At 62.0% G+C, this 16,143-nt stretch carries 16 protein-coding genes; 6 read left to right on the top strand and 10 right to left on the bottom strand.

All coding sequences use genetic code 11. From position 1 onward, the window contains the following. Window positions 1–9 precede the first annotated feature (9 nt). From GZ092_RS04610 to GZ092_RS04635, 6 genes are all read right to left on the bottom strand, one after another. A complete protein-coding gene (locus GZ092_RS04610; protein WP_293634810.1) occupies window positions 10–1,119 on the bottom strand; it encodes an ABC transporter ATP-binding protein in 1,110 nt (369 codons plus the stop codon). A gap of 36 nt (window positions 1,120–1,155) precedes the next feature. Next, entirely contained in the window at window positions 1,156–2,085 is a 930-nt protein-coding gene (locus tag GZ092_RS04615) for a branched-chain amino acid ABC transporter permease (protein WP_293634812.1), read from the bottom strand. Between the two features lie 256 nt (window positions 2,086–2,341). Further along, on the bottom strand, window positions 2,342–3,646 hold the full coding sequence (locus GZ092_RS04620; RefSeq protein WP_293634814.1) for a replication-associated recombination protein A: 1,305 nt from the start codon (window positions 3,644–3,646) through the stop codon (window positions 2,342–2,344). A 68-nt stretch (window positions 3,647–3,714) separates the two neighbouring features. Next, entirely contained in the window at window positions 3,715–4,359 is a 645-nt protein-coding gene (gene lolA, locus GZ092_RS04625; RefSeq protein ID WP_293634816.1) for an outer membrane lipoprotein chaperone LolA, read from the bottom strand. 5 nt (window positions 4,360–4,364) lie between these two features. Continuing rightward, window positions 4,365–6,800, bottom strand: coding sequence for a DNA translocase FtsK (locus GZ092_RS04630; RefSeq protein ID WP_293634818.1), 2,436 nt, complete (start codon window positions 6,798–6,800; stop codon window positions 4,365–4,367). A 76-nt stretch (window positions 6,801–6,876) separates the two neighbouring features. Further along, window positions 6,877–7,566 (bottom strand): Crp/Fnr family transcriptional regulator, encoded by a 690-nt coding sequence (locus GZ092_RS04635; RefSeq protein WP_293634820.1) that lies wholly within the window; start codon window positions 7,564–7,566, stop codon window positions 6,877–6,879. A 160-nt stretch (window positions 7,567–7,726) separates the two neighbouring features. Between GZ092_RS04635 and trxB the strand changes: the two genes are divergently transcribed. From trxB to rpmG, 3 genes are all read left to right on the top strand, one after another. Further along, window positions 7,727–8,671: a thioredoxin-disulfide reductase gene (gene trxB / locus GZ092_RS04640; RefSeq protein ID WP_293634822.1), complete on the top strand. Its 945-nt coding sequence runs from the start codon at window positions 7,727–7,729 to the stop codon at window positions 8,669–8,671. A 181-nt stretch (window positions 8,672–8,852) separates the two neighbouring features. Next, window positions 8,853–9,086 carry a 50S ribosomal protein L28 gene (gene rpmB, locus GZ092_RS04645; RefSeq protein ID WP_196864109.1) on the top strand — a complete coding sequence of 78 codons (234 nt, stop codon included), beginning with the start codon at window positions 8,853–8,855 and terminating at the stop codon, window positions 9,084–9,086. Window positions 9,087–9,097: 11 nt separating this feature from the next. Continuing rightward, entirely contained in the window at window positions 9,098–9,265 is a 168-nt protein-coding gene (gene rpmG, locus GZ092_RS04650; protein WP_011802584.1) for a 50S ribosomal protein L33, read from the top strand. Window positions 9,266–9,519: 254 nt separating this feature from the next. Here the strand turns inward: rpmG and GZ092_RS04655 are convergent, their stop codons facing one another. Beyond that, window positions 9,520–10,719, bottom strand: coding sequence for a fatty acid desaturase (locus GZ092_RS04655; RefSeq protein ID WP_293634837.1), 1,200 nt, complete (start codon window positions 10,717–10,719; stop codon window positions 9,520–9,522). A 203-nt stretch (window positions 10,720–10,922) separates the two neighbouring features. Then, window positions 10,923–12,176, bottom strand: coding sequence for an RsmB/NOP family class I SAM-dependent RNA methyltransferase (locus GZ092_RS04660; RefSeq protein WP_293634839.1), 1,254 nt, complete (start codon window positions 12,174–12,176; stop codon window positions 10,923–10,925). A gap of 52 nt (window positions 12,177–12,228) precedes the next feature. On the opposite strand from GZ092_RS04660, the gene GZ092_RS04665 reads away from it, so the two are divergent. The 3 genes from GZ092_RS04665 to GZ092_RS04675 all read left to right on the top strand — a co-directional run bounded on the left by GZ092_RS04665 (window position 12,229) and on the right by GZ092_RS04675 (window position 14,731). Beyond that, a complete protein-coding gene (locus GZ092_RS04665; protein WP_293634841.1) occupies window positions 12,229–12,465 on the top strand; it encodes a DUF1653 domain-containing protein in 237 nt (78 codons plus the stop codon). Window positions 12,466–12,647: 182 nt separating this feature from the next. After that, the gene (locus GZ092_RS04670) at window positions 12,648–14,264 is read left to right on the top strand and encodes a peptide chain release factor 3 (protein WP_293634843.1); all 1,617 of its coding nucleotides are present in this window, start codon (window positions 12,648–12,650) and stop codon (window positions 14,262–14,264) included. Between the two features lie 83 nt (window positions 14,265–14,347). After that, a complete protein-coding gene (locus tag GZ092_RS04675) occupies window positions 14,348–14,731 on the top strand; it encodes a MauE/DoxX family redox-associated membrane protein (RefSeq protein ID WP_293634846.1) in 384 nt (127 codons plus the stop codon). Window positions 14,732–14,801: 70 nt separating this feature from the next. On the opposite strand, the gene GZ092_RS04680 is transcribed toward GZ092_RS04675, so the two are convergent. After that, a complete protein-coding gene (locus tag GZ092_RS04680; RefSeq protein WP_293634848.1) occupies window positions 14,802–15,356 on the bottom strand; it encodes a fasciclin domain-containing protein in 555 nt (184 codons plus the stop codon). 181 nt (window positions 15,357–15,537) lie between these two features. Next, window positions 15,538–16,125, bottom strand: coding sequence for a phosphoribosylglycinamide formyltransferase (purN, locus tag GZ092_RS04685; RefSeq protein ID WP_293634850.1), 588 nt, complete (start codon window positions 16,123–16,125; stop codon window positions 15,538–15,540). Between the last annotated feature and the right edge of the window lie 18 nt (window positions 16,126–16,143).

Consider the following 16,143-nt stretch of genomic DNA (forward strand, 5'->3'; position numbering starts at 1 on the left):
CCATTCTCCTTAAGGGTTGATGGACTGGATGGGGTCTTTGCCGGGGCGCTTGTTCAGCGACTTGCCGTGCTCGGGCGACGGCCACAGGCCGCGCGGGCGCATCAGCATGACGGTGATCATGGCCAGGGCGATCAGCAGCTGGCGCAGGATGGACGAGTCCAGCCGGCCATCGGTCATGGCCTGAAGCGGCCCGGCTACGTGGCGCAGCACCTCGGGCAGCGCGGCCAGCAGCAGCGCCCCCAGGATGACGCCGGGCAGGTGCCCGATGCCGCCCAGCACCACCATGGCGACGATCATGATCGACTCCATCAGGCTGAACGATTCGGGCGAGACAAAGCCCTGGAAGGCCGCGAACATCGAGCCCGACACGCCGCCAAACGTGGCGCCCATGCCGAAGGCCAGCAGTTTCATGTTGCGGGTGTTGATGCCCATGGCCTTGGCGGCGATCTCGTCCTCGCGGATCGCCATCCAGGCGCGTCCGATGCGCGACTTTTGCAGCCGGTCGCAAATGATGACTGAAACAATCACCAGCGCCAGGAACAGGTAGTAGTACATCGACACCGAGGTGAATTCGATGCCGAAGAACGAATGCGACTTGCCCAGGTCGAAGCCGAAGAACTTCATCGAGTCGATCTGGTTGATGCCCTTGGGGCCGTTGGTCAGGTTGATCGGGCGGTCCAGGTTGTTCAGGAACACGCGGATGATCTCGCCAAAGCCCAGTGTGACGATGGCCAGGTAGTCGCCGCGCAGCTTGAGCGTGGGTGCGCCCAGCATGACGCCGAACAGGCCGGCCAGCGCGGCCGCCAGCGGAATGGTCGCCCAGATGGGCAGGTGCAGCCCTTCGGGGAAATTGGCCGCGACCCAGGGAAAGGCCTCGGCGAGGTGCGGCGAGCCGAGCAGGGCAAACAGGTAGGCGCCGACGGCAAAGAAGGCCACATAGCCCAGGTCAAGCAGGCCGGCATAGCCGACCACGATGTTCAGGCCCAGGGCCAGCAGCACATACAGCAGCGCCATGTCGACGATGCGCACCCAGGCGTTGCCGCCCTGTTGCAGCAGCAAAGGCAGCACCAGCAAGGCCAGCGCCACGATCAAAAAGGTCGCAATTTTTTTGGTTTTCATCAATTTTCTCCTTGTGGATCGGTTGATTGCCCGGCCTCAGGCCCGGTCCGCCACACGTTCACCCAGCAGGCCCGAGGGGCGCAGCGTGAGCACAAAAATCAGCACGATGAAGGCAAAGATGTCGGAGTACTGGCTGCCCAGCACGCCGCCGGTCAGCGGGCCGATGTAGCCGGCGCCAATCGCCTCGATCAGGCCCAGCAGGATGCCGCCGAGCACCGCTCCGCCCAGGTTGCCGATGCCGCCGAACACGGCGGCGGTGAAGGCTTTGAGGCCGGGCAGGAAACCCATGGTGTGCTGCACTGTGCCGTAGTTGGAGGCGTACATGACGCCGGCCAGCGCGGCCAGGATGGCGCCGATGATGAAGGTCGCGGAAATCACGGTGTCGGGGCGTACGCCCATCAAGGCGGCGACGCGCGGGTTCTCGGCCGTGGCGCGCATCGCGCGGCCGAGCTTGGTGTAATGCACCAGCCACATCAGGATCGACAGCGACACGGCGGTGGTGCCCAGGATAAACAATTGCGTCACGGTAATCACAGCGCCGCCAATCTGGAAAGGCTCGGGCGGCAGCAGCGTCGGATAAGGCTTGTAGTTGGGCTTCCAGATGATCATGGCCAGCGTCTGCAGCAGCAGCGACATGCCGATGGCTGTGATCAGGGGGGCCAGCTTGGGCGAGTTGCGCAGCGGGCGGTAGGCAACCTTTTCAATCGTGAAGTTCAGCGCTGCGCAGACGATGAAGGCAATCAGGAGCGAAATCAGCAGCACCAGCCAGCCGGGCGCGCCGGGCATGGCTTCCTGCATCCAGCGGATGATGGTCCAGCTGGTCAGCGCGCCGACCATCAGTACCTCGCCATGCGCAAAATTGATCAGGTTGATGATGCCGTACACCATGGTGTAGCCCAGGGCGATCAGGGCATACATGCTGCCCAGGACCAGTCCGTTGATGATTTGCTGTAGCAAAACTTCCATATTCGCTCCGTTTGTTTGAATGAGCCAACTCTGCCGGCGTCGTGCTTGCACGGGATCACCATGAAAACACGCGAGTTAACAAAAAGCCCGCCTGTCTCCGGTGAGATGACCGGGGGAGGTGGCGAGCTAATGGGCGAATTGTAGCGACTGGTTTCTAGCGAGAATCGCGCCAGCGAAGCCGTTTTTCCGGGGTAAACCCTTGGCGAATTCGCATTTTTTGGCGGAATCCGCCTGTATCAGCGGGATTTCGAGCGCATCAGTTCTTCTGATGGTTTTTTGCCTTCAGTTCATTGAGCTTATCGGCGATCCGGATCTCCAGGCCGCGGTTGACGGGGCGGTAAAAGCCCGGCGCGGCCATGCCTTCAGGCAGGTAGTTTTCCCCGGCCGCAAAACCGCCCTCCTCGTCATGCGCATAACGATAGTTCTTGCCGTAGTCGAGCTGCTTCATGAGCTTTGTCGGTGCATTGCGCAGGTGCAGAGGCACCGGCCGGGTGCCGTCCTGCTTGATGAAGGCCTTGGCCTCGTTGAAGGCCTTGTAAAGCGCATTCGACTTGGGCGCAACCGCCAGGTACACCACGCATTGCGCCAGCGCCAGTTCGCCCTCGGGCGAGCCGAGCCGTTCATAGACCTCGGCGGCATCGAGCGCCAGGCGCAGCGCGCGCGGGTCGGCCAGCCCGATGTCCTCGCTGGCCATGCGGATCAGGCGGCGCGCCATGTATTTGGGCTCGGCACCGCCGTCGAGCATGCGCATGAACCAGTACAGTGCGGCATCGGGGTCCGAGCCGCGCACCGACTTGTGCAGTGCCGAAATGGTGTCGTAGAACTGCTCGCCGCCCTTGTCGTAGCGGCGCAGGCGCTCGCCCAGCACCTTGAGCAGCCAGGCATCTGTCACCTCGGTGATCTTTTCGGCTCTGGCGGCGACGCCAAGCGATTCGAGTGTATTGAGCAACCGCCGGGCATCGCCATCGGCATAGGACACGAGGCGGACGGCAGCTTCATTCGCTATGCTTTCAATAGCTGCAATCTCATGCTGGTCAAGCGCACGGTCCAATAATTGCCTTAGATTTTCTTCCGTCAGCGGCTGCAGCACATAGACCGCCGCACGCGACAGCAGGGCCGAATTCACTTCAAAAGAAGGGTTTTCCGTGGTCGCGCCAATGAAGGTGAACAGGCCGCTTTCGACGTGCGGCAGGAAGGCGTCCTGCTGGCTTTTGTTGAAGCGGTGTACCTCGTCGACAAACACAATGGTGCGCCGCCCGCCCTGCGCCTGCCAGATCGTCGCCTGCTCGACCGCCTCGCGGATGTCCTTGACGCCGCCAAGCACGGCGGAAATAGTGATGAAATGCGCGTCGAAACTGCTCGCCATGAGCCGGGCAATGGTGGTCTTGCCCACGCCGGGCGGTCCCCACAGGATGCAGCTGTGCGGCTCGCCTGACTCAAAAGCAATACGCAGCGGCAGGCCGTCGCCCAGCAAATGCTGCTGGCCGATGACTTCACCCAGGTTCTTCGGCCGCAGCCGCTCGGCCAGGGGGGGATGAGACGATGTGGTGGACTTGGCCATGAAATAGGCGCCTTGCTTTGGCTGCTGCCACGCTGCTGACAGCAGCCCTGCGCGGCAAGGCAGCCGGTTTACTGCCGGATCACATCCGCGCCCTTGGGCGGATTGAACTGGAACGCGTCTTTGGACAGGCTTGGGTTGACCTCGACCTTGCTGAAGCTCAGCACCGAGCGCTGGCCGAAGCTGTCAAGAATTTCGAGTGCTGCCAACGCGGCTGGCTTCTCTCCGGCACGAAAGCCGACGCGCACCGCCTGCAACTGGCCGTCTTTTGCCCTGGGCGTGGCCACCACCCATTCCAGACCGTCCTTTGCAGGCGCGGCGGCAAGCGTGAAATCGGCCTGCAGCGCGCGCAGGTCGGGCGCGGCGGCAATCAAGGCGGCGGGTGTCGAGCCCAGCGCCGCAGACTGCTTGCGCGCCGTGACCTGGTTCAGGTCGGTGTCATAGAGCCAGAGTGTTTGGCCGTCGGCCACGATGCTTTGCTGGAAAGGCTTTTGGTAGAGAAACTTGAAGCGGTTCGGGCGCGAGAATTCGAAGGTGCCGCTGGAGGTCTTGCTGCGCGGCGCCTGGCCTTCCCGGGCCGGTGCAGTGACCACCTGGGTGAACTCGGCTCGGCCGCTGCTCACCGTCCCAACGAAGGATTCAAGGCTTTCCAGGCCGTTTGCGCAGGCTGCATGGACGCAACCAGCTATGAATAAAGTAGCAAAAAAGCGTTTCATCGACATCACTCCGCCCTTGCGGGCACCAGAATTTCACGCTGGCCGCTGCCGCTCATGGCGCTGACCAGCCCGGCATTTTCCATGTCCTCGACCAGCCGCGCGGCGCGGTTGTAGCCGATCTTGAGGTGACGCTGCACCAGGGAAATGCTGGCCTTGCGGTTTTTCAGCACCACTTCCACCGCCTGGTCGTACATCGGGTCTTTCTCGCCGCCCGCATCGCCCGACAGGTCGCCGCCCTCGCCTTCGACCGTGCCGCCTTCGAGCACGCCGTCGATGTAATTGGGCGTTCCCTGTTGCTTGAGGTAGGACACGACCCGGTGTACTTCCTCGTCACTCACAAACGCACCATGCACGCGAATTGGATAGCCTGTACCACTCGGCATGTAAAGCATGTCACCCATGCCCAGCAAGGCCTCGGCGCCCATCTGGTCCAAAATGGTGCGGCTGTCGATCTTGCTGCTGACCTGGAAGGACAGGCGCGTCGGAATGTTGGCCTTGATCAGGCCGGTGATCACATCGACGCTGGGGCGTTGCGTCGCCAGGATCAGGTGGATGCCGGCGGCACGGGCCTTTTGCGCCAGGCGCGCGATCAGCTCCTCGATCTTCTTGCCGACGACCATCATCAGGTCGGCCAGCTCGTCGATCACCACGACGATGTAGGGCAGACGCTCCAGCGGCTCGGGCTCGTCGGGCGTCAGGCTGAAGGGGTTGTAGATGAATTCCTCGCTGGCATTGGCCTCGTCGATCTTGGCGTTGTAGCCGGCCAGGTTGCGCACGCCGAGCTTGCTCATCAGCTTGTAGCGCTTTTCCATTTCGGCCACGCACCAGTTCAGGCCATGGGCCGCCTGGCGCATGTCGGTGACGACCGGCGCCAGCAGGTGCGGAATGCCTTCATAGACGCTCATTTCCAGCATCTTCGGGTCGATCAGCAGCAGCCGGACGTCGCGCGGATCGGCCTTGAAGAGCAGGCTCAAAATCATCGCGTTGATGCCCACCGACTTGCCCGAACCGGTGGTGCCGGCGACCAGGCAGTGCGGCATCTTGGCCAGGTCGGCAACGACCGCATGGCCGGCAATGTCCTTGCCCAGACCCATGGTCAGCAGCGAGGTGGCATCGTGGTAGACCTTGGAGCCCAGGATTTCGCTGAGCTTGATCATCTGCCGCTTGGCATTGGGCAATTCCAGCGCCATGTAGTTCTTGCCTGGAATGGTCTCGATCACGCGGATCGACACCAGGCTCAGGGCGCGCGCCAGATCCTTGGCCAGGGTAACGACCTGCGAGCCCTTGACGCCGGTGGCGGGTTCGATTTCATAACGGGTAATCACCGGGCCGGGCGCTGCGGCGACAACCCGCACTTCGACGCCAAAATCCTTGAGCTTTTTCTCGATCAGCCGCGAGGTCATTTCCAGCGTTTCGGACGCGACGCTTTCCTGCCGCAGCAGGGCGGTGTCGAGCAGGCTGACCTGTGGCAAATGGGAATCTGTTTGCGACGAGGGCGCAGCGGCCAGAAAAGTCGGAGCGGCAGGGACATGTGTCACCCCGGACACGGGGGGCGAATGGGCGGCCGGCGTGGCGGCTGCCACAGTGGCCGTGGCGCTTGCCGGCACGCCTGGTTTGGACTTGGCGGGGCGCTCGATTTTCGGCAGTTCAACCACCGGCTGATTGATGATGATCGGCACCGGGTGGTGTGCCCCGATCTCTATGCGTTCATCGCTCAGCGTCTCCTCGCGTTCGCGGAGCGCTTGCTTGCCCACCGCGAGATCCTGCGCCAGCTCGCGCTTTTCGCGGCGCAGGGCCACGACGCTGTCTATCCTGGCGCCCAGGCGCAGGGCCACGCGGGCCCAGGAAAAATTGAAGACGCTGGCCACGGCAATCAGGCTCAGCGCAATGAATACCAGGCCCGATCCGGCAAACCCAAGCCATTTGACGCCCAGGTTGCCGAGCACATAACCTATCACGCCGCCTGCATGGCCAGGCAGCCTGAACTCGAAGCGGTACAGGCGCGACCATTCCAGCGCGGCACTGGCCACAAGCAGCAGCAGCAGCCCGAGCCAGAACCGGAGGCGGCTCGCGGCGGGTTCGGGCGACAGCACATCGCGGCGCAAACCGCGCGTCACCGACGTCAGCCAGACCCAGCCGCCGGCTGCCAGCGCCCACCAGACCGAAAAGCCCAGCAAGAAGTAGCTGGCATCGGCCAGCCAGGCGCCCAGGTGGCCGCCCCAGTTCCTGGCAGCCACCAGCGTGCCGCTGGCGGCGTCCGGGTTACCCGAGGTTGACCAGGCCGCATCCTGCGGCGAGTAGCTCAGCAAGGCGGCCATCCAGAGAATCAGGCCGACCAGCCCCAGGATCAGGCCAACTTCGCGGGCTACACGTTTAAAGCCGCCGGGCGCGCCCGCAGCAGGAGAATTTCTGGAGTTCAGGGTATCTAGCGAGTAAGTCATAAACGGGTCTTGGAGCTTAACGCAGTTGGGTGAAGCTTTCAGGTCGGGGCAGGCCCCTGACTGTAAGCGCGTGCGGTCAGACCAGCGAATCCAGGTGCGGCCTCACCAGCAGCGAACCGTCGTCCTGCGTTTCGATGAAGCCGCGCTCCTCCAGGTCCTTCATCACCCGGCTGACCATCTCGCGGGAAGCACCGACCATTTTCGCCACGTCCTGGCGCGACACCCTGCCGCGAATCATTGCCGCGCCGTCGGCGCCGGGCATGGCCTCTGCGGCGAAGTCGAGCAGTGCGCCGGCCACCCGGCCGTACACATCCATCAGGGCCAGGGACTCGATCTTGCGGTCCGCCTGGCGCAGACGATGCACCAGTCCCTTGAGCATCGCGTAGGCCATCGAGTCGCTCTCGGGAAGGCAGCGCGTGAACGCCAGCTGGTCCATCACCAGCGTATCGGTCTGCACCTCGGCGACGACGGACGCCGAGTGCGGCGACTGGTCGATCAGACTCATTTCGCCGACGTAATCACCGGGGCGCAACGTCGCCAGGATCACTTCGCGCCCACGCGCATCGCGGCTCACCACGCGCGCGCGGCCGGTCAGCAAAATCGTCAGGGCGCAGGATTTTTGTCCCTGCTCAAGAATGGTCTCGCCTTTGCGGTAGCGCTGCTTCACCACGGCATCGGCAACCAACACTGCCTGGCTGGTGGTCAGCATTGAAAAAAGGGGCACGCGCCGGATCAGCTCCAGCCGGGACACCATGGTGGAGGTCATGCGTTGGCCCCTTCAACCCCATGGCCGACAACTGCCGGGCGATTTCTTACAATGGCCGCGCTTTTACAAAATACAGATACTGTCAAAGTTTTTACCTTGCTGAACATAGACGCGAACTGACTCTACCTGAGTTCCAACATTACTTATCAGGTGCTACATCATGAAACAATCCAGAGTTCTCATTCTTGGCTCAGGCCCGGCTGGCTATACCGCAGCCGTTTATGCGGCGCGCGCCAACCTCAAGCCAATGCTGATCACCGGCATGGCGCAGGGTGGCCAGTTGATGACCACCACCGACGTGGACAACTGGCCGGCCGATGTCGACGGCGTCCAGGGGCCCGAGCTGATGCAGCGCTTCCTGGCGCATGCCGAGCGTTTCAAGACCGAAATCATTTTTGACCACATCAACCAGGTGGACCTGAGCCAGCGCCCGTTCACGCTGACAGGCGACAGCGGCACCTACACCTGCGACACGCTGATCATTTCCACCGGCGCGTCAGCCAAATACCTGGGGCTGGAATCAGAGACCGCCTTCATGGGACGCGGCGTCTCCGGCTGCGCCACCTGCGACGGCTTTTTCTACCGTGAGCAGGAAGTCTGCGTGGTGGGCGGCGGCAACACGGCGGTCGAGGAAGCGCTGTACCTGTCCAACATCGCCAGCAAGGTCACGCTGGTGCATCGCCGCGACACCTTCAAGGCCGAAGCCATACTGATCGACAAGCTGCATGAAAAAGTCGCCAGCGGAAAGATCGAGCTGCAATTGCACCAGACGCTCGACGAGGTGCTGGGCGACGCATCCGGCGTGACCGGCGTGCGGCTGAAAAGCACGAAAACCGGCGCCACGCAGGACCTCGCGCTCAAGGGCTGCTTTATCGCCATCGGCCACCATCCGAACACCGATATCTTCAGCGGCCAGCTGGAGATGAAGGACGGCTACATCATTACCCACGGTGGTCTGCAGGGCATGGCCACGATGACCAGCATTCCGGGCGTGTTCGCGGCGGGCGATGTGCAGGACCATGTGTACCGCCAGGCGATCACCAGCGCCGGTACCGGCTGCATGGCCGCACTGGACGCCCAGCGGTTTCTGGAGCAGAACGAATAAATCAGCCTCCTGGCTTGGCAGCGGATTACCCGTTCCCCAGGCCGCCAAAACGCCGGATTTCGGCTATTTTGGTTTTCGGGCTATAATTTGTGGCTTAGCTGAGCATTCGTAGGGTCTGTCCAGCACAGGCCTATCGGGTTTATCAGCATCCTATTTCTAATTTTTTACGGAGAGTGCGCTCATGGCACGCGTCTGTCAGGTAACGGGCAAAGGCCCGATGGTGGGAAACAATGTTTCTCACGCAAACAACAAAACCAAGCGTCGGTTCATGCCCAACCTGCAGTACCGCCGTATCTGGGTCGAAAGCGAAAAGCGTTTCTTGCGCCTTCGCATCACCGCAGCCGGCCTGCGCTTGATTGATAAAAACGGCATCGATGCGGTCCTGGTGGACCTTCGTGCCCGCGGTGAAGTTTAAGGAGAACTATCATGGCTAAAGGCGGACGCGAAAAAATCAAGCTGCAATCGACAGCCGGAACCGGTCACTTCTACACGACCGACAAGAACAAGAAAACCACCCCTGAAAAAATGCTGATCATGAAATTTGATCCCAAGGCACGCAAGCATGTGGAATACAAGGAAATCAAGCTGAAGTAATTCAGCTTGACGCCCGCGCAACTCCTTCCGGTGTTGCCAAAAAAACCCGCTGTCATCACAGCGGGTTTTTTTATGCCCTGGAGTCGATCAACCCGGGCGCCAGCCGGGAAGGATTACGGGCATTCACAGCGAGCGCAGCTGCGCCTTGCCACTTTCCTTGCCTGCCGTGCGTGGTCAACGCACAAAAAAAGCCCCCGCAGCGATGGTTCGCTGCGGGGGCTTTGCCGATTTTCAAAAATGTCAGTGCAGAATGATCAAGCGCGGGCAGAACGCAGCTTCATCGAGAACTCGCGCAGCGCAGCGATGCCGCTTTCTTCAGCCCGATGGCACCAGGCCTGAAGGTCCGCAGCGAGTTGCTCGCGCGATGCAGACGTGCTCAGCCACAACTGGCGCAGCTCCTCGCGCATCGTGACCATCTTGTCGAGCACCGGATACTCGGCACGCACCTGGGCAACTTGCGGTCTGGCGGCTGCCGGCACCTTGTCTTCATCGCGGTGCAGCCAGCGATTGGCCAGCTTCAACATCGAGACATCGGCTTTTTTGGCTTTCAGCAAGGCAATTTCCACCTCGCCGGCGCGGCGCAATTCGCGGGCGTAGCCGGCCATCACCTCATAGCGGTGGGCAATCAGGGCTTCGAGCGTTTTCTCGTCAGCCACCGGTTGCACCACGCCCAGCGTGAGCCTTGGCGGCACTTTTTTCACAGCGGCCAGCCCGACCAATTCCATGGCACGGATATAACCCCAGCCGATGTCAAACTCGTAGGGCTTGACCGAGAACTTGGCCGACGTGGGATAGGTGTGGTGGTTGTTGTGCAATTCTTCGCCGCCAATGATGATGCCCCACGGCGATACATTGGTGCTGGCATCGGACGCCTCGAAATTGCGGTAGCCCCAGTAGTGTCCGATGCCGTTGATGATGCCGGCCGCCGTGATGGGAATCCACATCATCTGCACCGCCCACACGCTCAGCCCGGCCGCGCCGAACAGCGCCAGGTTGATGATCAGCATCAGGCCGACGCCCTGCCAGCTGTAGCGGGTGTAAAGGTTGCGTTCGATCCAGTCATCGGGCGTGCCGCGACCGTACTTGGCGATGGTTTCGAGGTTTTTCGTCTCGGCCCGGTACAGCTCGGCACCGGTGAACAGCACGGTCTTGATGCCATGGGCCTGCGGGCTGTGAGGGTCTTCCATGGTTTCGCATTTGGCATGGTGCTTGCGGTGAACGCCAACCCATTCCTTGGTGACTTGGCCAGTGGCCAGCCACAGCCAGAAGCGAAAGAAATGCGCAGGAATGGCATGCAGGTCGAGCGAGCGGTGCGCCTGATGGCGATGCAGATACAGCGTCACGCTGACAATGGTGATGTGAGTCGTCACCAGCGCGTAAAGCACGATTTGCCACCAGCTTGCGGCGAACAGGCCATGAGCCAGCCAGTCAAGAGCGGCATCGAACAAAAACATAAAAGTCCTTTGGAATAAGTCCAGGACCGCCACGTAATCAAGGCTTGTCTCCAAGGGTGGCGCCAGACAACCTTTGATTATAAATTGATGCGCCTGAATTACAAAGACCCTTCATACAGAAAGCGGCAGCAGCAACGCGGTGGAACCGCTTTCAGCAAGAAGGCAAGTCCTGTTTCTCCAGGGGGCACCCGGCAGACGAAACCTCAGGCCTTTTGCCAGACCGCCGCAAAAAACCCGTCGGTCTGGTGCAGGTAGGGCCAGAGCCGCAGGTAGGGCCCCCGGCAGAGTTTTTCGGCATGCTCGACGCCCAGGTGCGTCAGCAGCGGCGCCGCTTCCAGCACCTGGAAATCGGGGTTGGCGGCGCTGAAAGCCTCGGCAATCGCCTCGTTTTCCTGGCGCAGGATGCTGCAGGTGGCATACACCAGCCGACCGCCCGGTTTCACCAGGCGCGCGGCGCTTTGCAGGATGGCGGTTTGCTTGGCCGTCAGTTCCTCGATCGCCTTGGGGTTGTGGCGCCATTTGAGGTCCGGGTTGCGCCGCAGCGTGCCCAGGCCCGAACACGGCGCATCGACCAGCACCCGGTCGATCTTGCCGGCCAGCCGCTTGATACGGTCGTCGCGCTCATGCGCAATAGCCACCGGATGCACGTTCGACAAACCGCTGCGCGCCAGGCGCGGCTTGAGCGCGGCCAGCCGGTGCGCCGAAGTGTCAAAGGCATACAGCCGGCCGGTGGTGCGCATGGAGGCGCCCAGCGCCAGCGTCTTGCCACCGGCGCCGGCGCAGAAATCGACCACCATCTCGCCGCGCTTGGCATCGACCAGCAGCGCCAGCAACTGCGAGCCTTCGTCCTGCACTTCGATGGCGCCGCGCTTGAAGGCATCCACGTTCGCCAGCTGCGGCTTGTCGGTCAACCGCAAGCCCCACGGCGAATACGGCGTTGCGACGGTTTTAATAGCTGCTCGTGCAAGCTCCTTCTGCACATCAGCCCGTTTGTCTTTCAAGGTGTTGACGCGCAGATCGAGTCCGGCCTGCTTGTTCAGGCTTTCGACCAGCGGCCAGAAATCATCGCCCAGCTGCGCTTTGAGCGGCTCGACCAGCCACTGCGGCAGGTTGTGGCGGTGCAGTTCCATCAAGTCGGCCGGCTTGACCTGGTCGCAGCGCGAGAGCCAGTCTTCCTCCTGCTCGGTCAGCGCGCCCTGCAAAAAGTCGCGCGGGGCGGCAAAGCCCAGGATGGCCAACCGGCGTTCGGGCACGCCGTAACCATGCTGGGCCATGTAGACGTAGAGGTTTTTCTTGCGCAGCACGCCGTAGATGGTTTCGGCGACGGTAGCCCGCTCGCGTGGGCCAAGCCGCATTTCGCGGAAATAGCGCGACACCACCATGTCGGCGGGATGATCAAATTTAAGAACCTGCTTGAGGAGCTCGGTACAACAGTCGAGTAAGGCGTTAGGATGCATCGCCCTATTGTCCCACTGCCGAACCCGGCATTTTCTCCAGCACCGATTGACCATGCCAGAACACCTTCCGCCACTCATCGAAACCCCTACCGGGCGCTACCGGCATTACAAGGGCATGCTGTACGACGTGGTGGGCACGGTGCGCCACAGTGAAACGCTGCAGCCGATGACGCTGTACCGCGCGCTGTATGGCGAGCGCAGCTTGTGGGTGCGGCCGGCGGCGATGTTCAATGAGGAAGTGGTGATTGACGGCGTAAGCCAGCCGCGTTTTGCGCGCTTGCCCGATTAACTGTCCCGAAGAACCCAAGGTGGTGCCAGGAAAACAAAGGCCAGCGTGGGGCAGTTTTCTTCAGAAGCCGGGGCCGCAGAACCGGCTTTGCCGGGCTGCAGGCGCAGCGCCCCCTCGGGGGGCAGCGAACCACACGAAGTGGGGAGCGTGGGGGCCATGCCTGTCACCGATAATCATCGGTTATGTCCGAAACCACTGAAATCGCCAAACAAGTCAAGCGCCGCCGCACGTTTGCCATCATTTCCCATCCCGACGCCGGCAAGACCACGCTGACTGAAAAGCTGCTGCTGTTCTCGGGCGCCATCCAGATTGCCGGCAGCGTCAAGGCACGCAAGGCCGCGCGTCACGCTACGTCCGACTGGATGGAAATCGAAAAGCAGCGCGGCATTTCAGTCGCCTCGTCGGTCATGCAGATGGAATACCGCGACTGCGTGATCAACCTGCTCGACACGCCCGGCCACCAGGATTTTTCCGAAGACACCTACCGCGTGCTGACCGCCGTCGATGCGGCGCTGATGGTGATCGACGCGGCCAACGGCGTCGAGCCGCAAACCCGCCGCCTGCTGCAGGTCTGCCGCGCGCGCGGCACGCCGATCCTGACCTTCGTCAACAAGATGGACCGCGAGGTGCAGGACCCGATGAACATCATGGACGAGATCGAACGCGAACTCGGCATGGCCGTCGTGCCTTTCACCTGGCCGGTCGGCATGGGCAAGCTGTTCCACGGCGTGTATGACCGGCGCGAAAAACGCATGCGCGTCTTCAGCCCCGGCGAGGACAAGGCCGGCGGCGACGACGAAATCCTGGCCGGCCTGGACAATGCCGAAGCCACCAAGCGCTTTGGCGCCGAATTCACCCAGGCGCAGGACGAGCTGGAACTGCTCGAAGGCGCGTCGCCCGAATTCAACCGCGAGGAATTCCTGGCGGGCAAGCAGACGCCGATGTTCTTCGGTTCGGCCATCAACAACTTCGGCGTGCAGGAAGTGCTCGATGCGCTGGTCGATCTGGCGCCGGCTCCGGCCGACCGCCCGGCCATGCAGCGCATCGTGCATCCGGAAGAAAAGAAATTTTCCGGCGTGGTGTTCAAGATCCAGGCCAACATGGACCCGGCGCACCGCGACCGCATTGCCTTCTTGCGCGTCGCCAGCGGCGAATTCACGCGCGGCATGAAGCTCAAGGTGGTGCGCAGCGGCAAGGAAATCCGGCCCAACACGGTGGTGAGCTTCATGAGCCAGCGCCGCGAGCTGCTGGACACGGCGTTTGCCGGCGACATCATCGGCATCCCGAACCACGGCGTGCTGCAGCTGGGCGACACGCTGACCGAAGGCGAAGCGCTGCAGTTCACCGGCCTGCCCTTCTTTGCGCCGGAAATGTTCCGCGCCGTCGAGGTGGCCGATCCGCTGCGAAGCAAGCAGCTGCGCGCCGGGCTGACGCAGCTGGGCGAAGAAGGCGCGATCCAGGTGTTCCGCCCGATTGCCGGATCGCTCTTGCTGCTGGGCGCGGTTGGCCAGTTGCAGTTTGAAGTGGTGGCGCACCGGCTGGAGCATGAATACGGCGTCAAGGCACGCATCATGCAAAGCAACTTCAACCTGGCGCGCTGGGTGACGAGTGATGATCCGAACGAGCTGAAAAAATTCATGGATGCCAACGCCCATCGGGTCGCGCTGGACGCGGTCGATGCGCCGACGCTGCTGGTGGACCACAGCGCCACGCTGCGCGCCGTCGAGCAGCAATGGCCCAAGATCAAGTTCCACGCGCTGCGCGAACACGCCGGGCTGGTGTTCCAGTCAAAAATGTAGTGTTTTAGGGCTCTTGCGCATGCTGGACGTGCGCTGATAGCTACTTTTTTTATAGCGTTTTGCATCTGTTTGATAATTTCGGCATGCAAAGCCTCAAAACACTTTTCCGCTACCTGCTGGGCGCGCTGTTCATAGTCGCGGGGCTGAACCACTTCTGGCACACCGATTTTTATGTGGCCATGATGCCGCCCTACCTGCCGTGGCCGTTGGCGCTGGTGTATGCCAGCGGCGTAGCCGAAGCAGGCGTCGGCGCCCTGCTGCTGTGGCCACGCTGGCAGGCAGCGGGCGCCTGGGGAATCATCGCGGTTTCGGTGGCGGTGTTTCCCGCCAATGTACAGATGGCGCTGCATTCCGAACTGTTTCCCCAGTTCAGTGTTCCCGGGCTCTGGCTGCGTTTGCCGCTGCAGCTGGTGCCTGTCGTCTGGGCCTGGTGCTACACGCGCGACCCCGGAAACCGTACATCCTGAATGCAAAAAGCGGCTTGCAGTCCTCGGACCGCAAGCCGCCTTTTCAGGGCAGGCGCCTCACTGGCAAGGCTTACTTGGGCATCAGCACCTTGTCCACGACGTGGATCACGCCGTTGGACTGCATCACGTCGGCGATGGTGACGGTGGCGGAGCCGCCTTTTTCATCCATCACCATGACTTTTCCGCCCTTGGCGGTGGCGGTCAGGGTACCGCCGGCCACGGTTTTCAGCATGGCCTTGCCCTTGCCTGCGGCAATTGCCTTGGTCAGCGCGGCGGCGTCCATCTTGCCGGGCACGACGTGGTAGGTCAGGATGCCAGAGAGCATTGCCTTGTTTTCAGGCTTGAGCAGCGTGTCGACCGTGCCGGCGGGCAGGGCGTCAAAGGCGGCGTTGGTTGGTGCGAATACGGTGAACGGACCCGGGCCTTTCAGCGTGTCCACCAGTCCGGCGGCCTTGATGGCAGCGACCAGCGTGGTGTGGTCCTTGGAATTGACGGCGTTGTCGATGATGTCCTTGGTCGGCAGCATCGAAGCGCCGCCCACCATGACCTGTGCAAACGAGGGCACAGCCGAAAACGACAGGGCCATGGCCAGGCCGATGGACGCGAGTTTGTATTTTGTCTGCATGTGAAATCCTTGAAATGAAGTTGAGGTGGGTTGAGTTTCCTCGCCCGCCGGAATCAAGATGGATTCGTGGCCGGCTGTAATGAATACGGCGCCATGAACCTGTCAGATTCATTGCCTTACATCTTGCAACAAATTTCATCCTTCCAGCCCCTCGGAAATCACGCAGGCCCTGTCCGCCTGATCACTGTGCGCTGCGCGCAAAAAAGGCGCGAACCGCCTGCGGATAAATCAGGTGCTCCTGTGTCAGGATGCGGGCGGCCAGCGTGTCGGCCGTGTCAAAAGGCAGCACCGGCACTGCTGCCTGCGCCAGGATGTGGCCGTGGTCCAGTTCGGCCGTGACCTGATGCACTGTGGTGCCGGCCAGTTTGCAGCCCATGTCGATGGCACGCTGGTGCGTGTGCAGGCCGGCAAAGGCCGGAAGCAGCGATGGGTGGATGTTGACCAGCCGGCCGGCATAGTGCGCGACAAATCCCGGCGTCAGGATGCGCATGAAGCCGGCCAGCACGACCAGCTGCGGCGAATGCGCCTCGATGCGAGACATCAAGGCCGCGTCGAAGGTCTCGCGCGACACAAAGTCGCGGTGGTTCACCACATCGGTGGCAATGCCCAGGCCTTTGGCCAGCAAAAGGCCTCCGGCATCCGGCTTGTTGCTGATGACGGCGGCAACCCGGACGCCCAAGGTGTCTGGCCAGTGCTCTTTTTGTGCAGTGCGGGCAATAGCGGCCATGTTCGAGCCGCTGCCTGAAATCAGGATGACGATGTTTTTCATTGTTCTAAGATTATCCCC

Source organism: Polaromonas sp., assembly GCF_010365105.1.
Lineage (GTDB): Bacteria > Pseudomonadota > Gammaproteobacteria > Burkholderiales > Burkholderiaceae_C > Polaromonas.

Coding starts and splice junctions, on each gene's coding strand:
- GZ092_RS04670 (WP_293634843.1), top strand. CDS start 12,648: ATGTCCGAAACCACTGAAATCGCCAAACAAGTCAAGCGCCGCCGCACG.
- GZ092_RS04655 (WP_293634837.1), bottom strand. CDS start 10,719: ATGTTTTTGTTCGATGCCGCTCTTGACTGGCTGGCTCATGGCCTGTTC.
- rpmB (WP_196864109.1), top strand. CDS start 8,853: ATGGCACGCGTCTGTCAGGTAACGGGCAAAGGCCCGATGGTGGGAAAC.
- GZ092_RS04665 (WP_293634841.1), top strand. CDS start 12,229: ATGCCAGAACACCTTCCGCCACTCATCGAAACCCCTACCGGGCGCTAC.
- GZ092_RS04610 (WP_293634810.1), bottom strand. CDS start 1,119: ATGAAAACCAAAAAAATTGCGACCTTTTTGATCGTGGCGCTGGCCTTG.
- GZ092_RS04620 (WP_293634814.1), bottom strand. CDS start 3,646: ATGGCCAAGTCCACCACATCGTCTCATCCCCCCCTGGCCGAGCGGCTG.
- GZ092_RS04675 (WP_293634846.1), top strand. CDS start 14,348: ATGCAAAGCCTCAAAACACTTTTCCGCTACCTGCTGGGCGCGCTGTTC.
- GZ092_RS04630 (WP_293634818.1), bottom strand. CDS start 6,800: ATGACTTACTCGCTAGATACCCTGAACTCCAGAAATTCTCCTGCTGCG.
- rpmG (WP_011802584.1), top strand. CDS start 9,098: ATGGCTAAAGGCGGACGCGAAAAAATCAAGCTGCAATCGACAGCCGGA.
- purN (WP_293634850.1), bottom strand. CDS start 16,125: ATGAAAAACATCGTCATCCTGATTTCAGGCAGCGGCTCGAACATGGCC.
- GZ092_RS04660 (WP_293634839.1), bottom strand. CDS start 12,176: ATGCATCCTAACGCCTTACTCGACTGTTGTACCGAGCTCCTCAAGCAG.
- GZ092_RS04635 (WP_293634820.1), bottom strand. CDS start 7,566: ATGACCTCCACCATGGTGTCCCGGCTGGAGCTGATCCGGCGCGTGCCC.
- lolA (WP_293634816.1), bottom strand. CDS start 4,359: ATGAAACGCTTTTTTGCTACTTTATTCATAGCTGGTTGCGTCCATGCA.
- GZ092_RS04680 (WP_293634848.1), bottom strand. CDS start 15,356: ATGCAGACAAAATACAAACTCGCGTCCATCGGCCTGGCCATGGCCCTG.
- GZ092_RS04615 (WP_293634812.1), bottom strand. CDS start 2,085: ATGGAAGTTTTGCTACAGCAAATCATCAACGGACTGGTCCTGGGCAGC.
- trxB (WP_293634822.1), top strand. CDS start 7,727: ATGAAACAATCCAGAGTTCTCATTCTTGGCTCAGGCCCGGCTGGCTAT.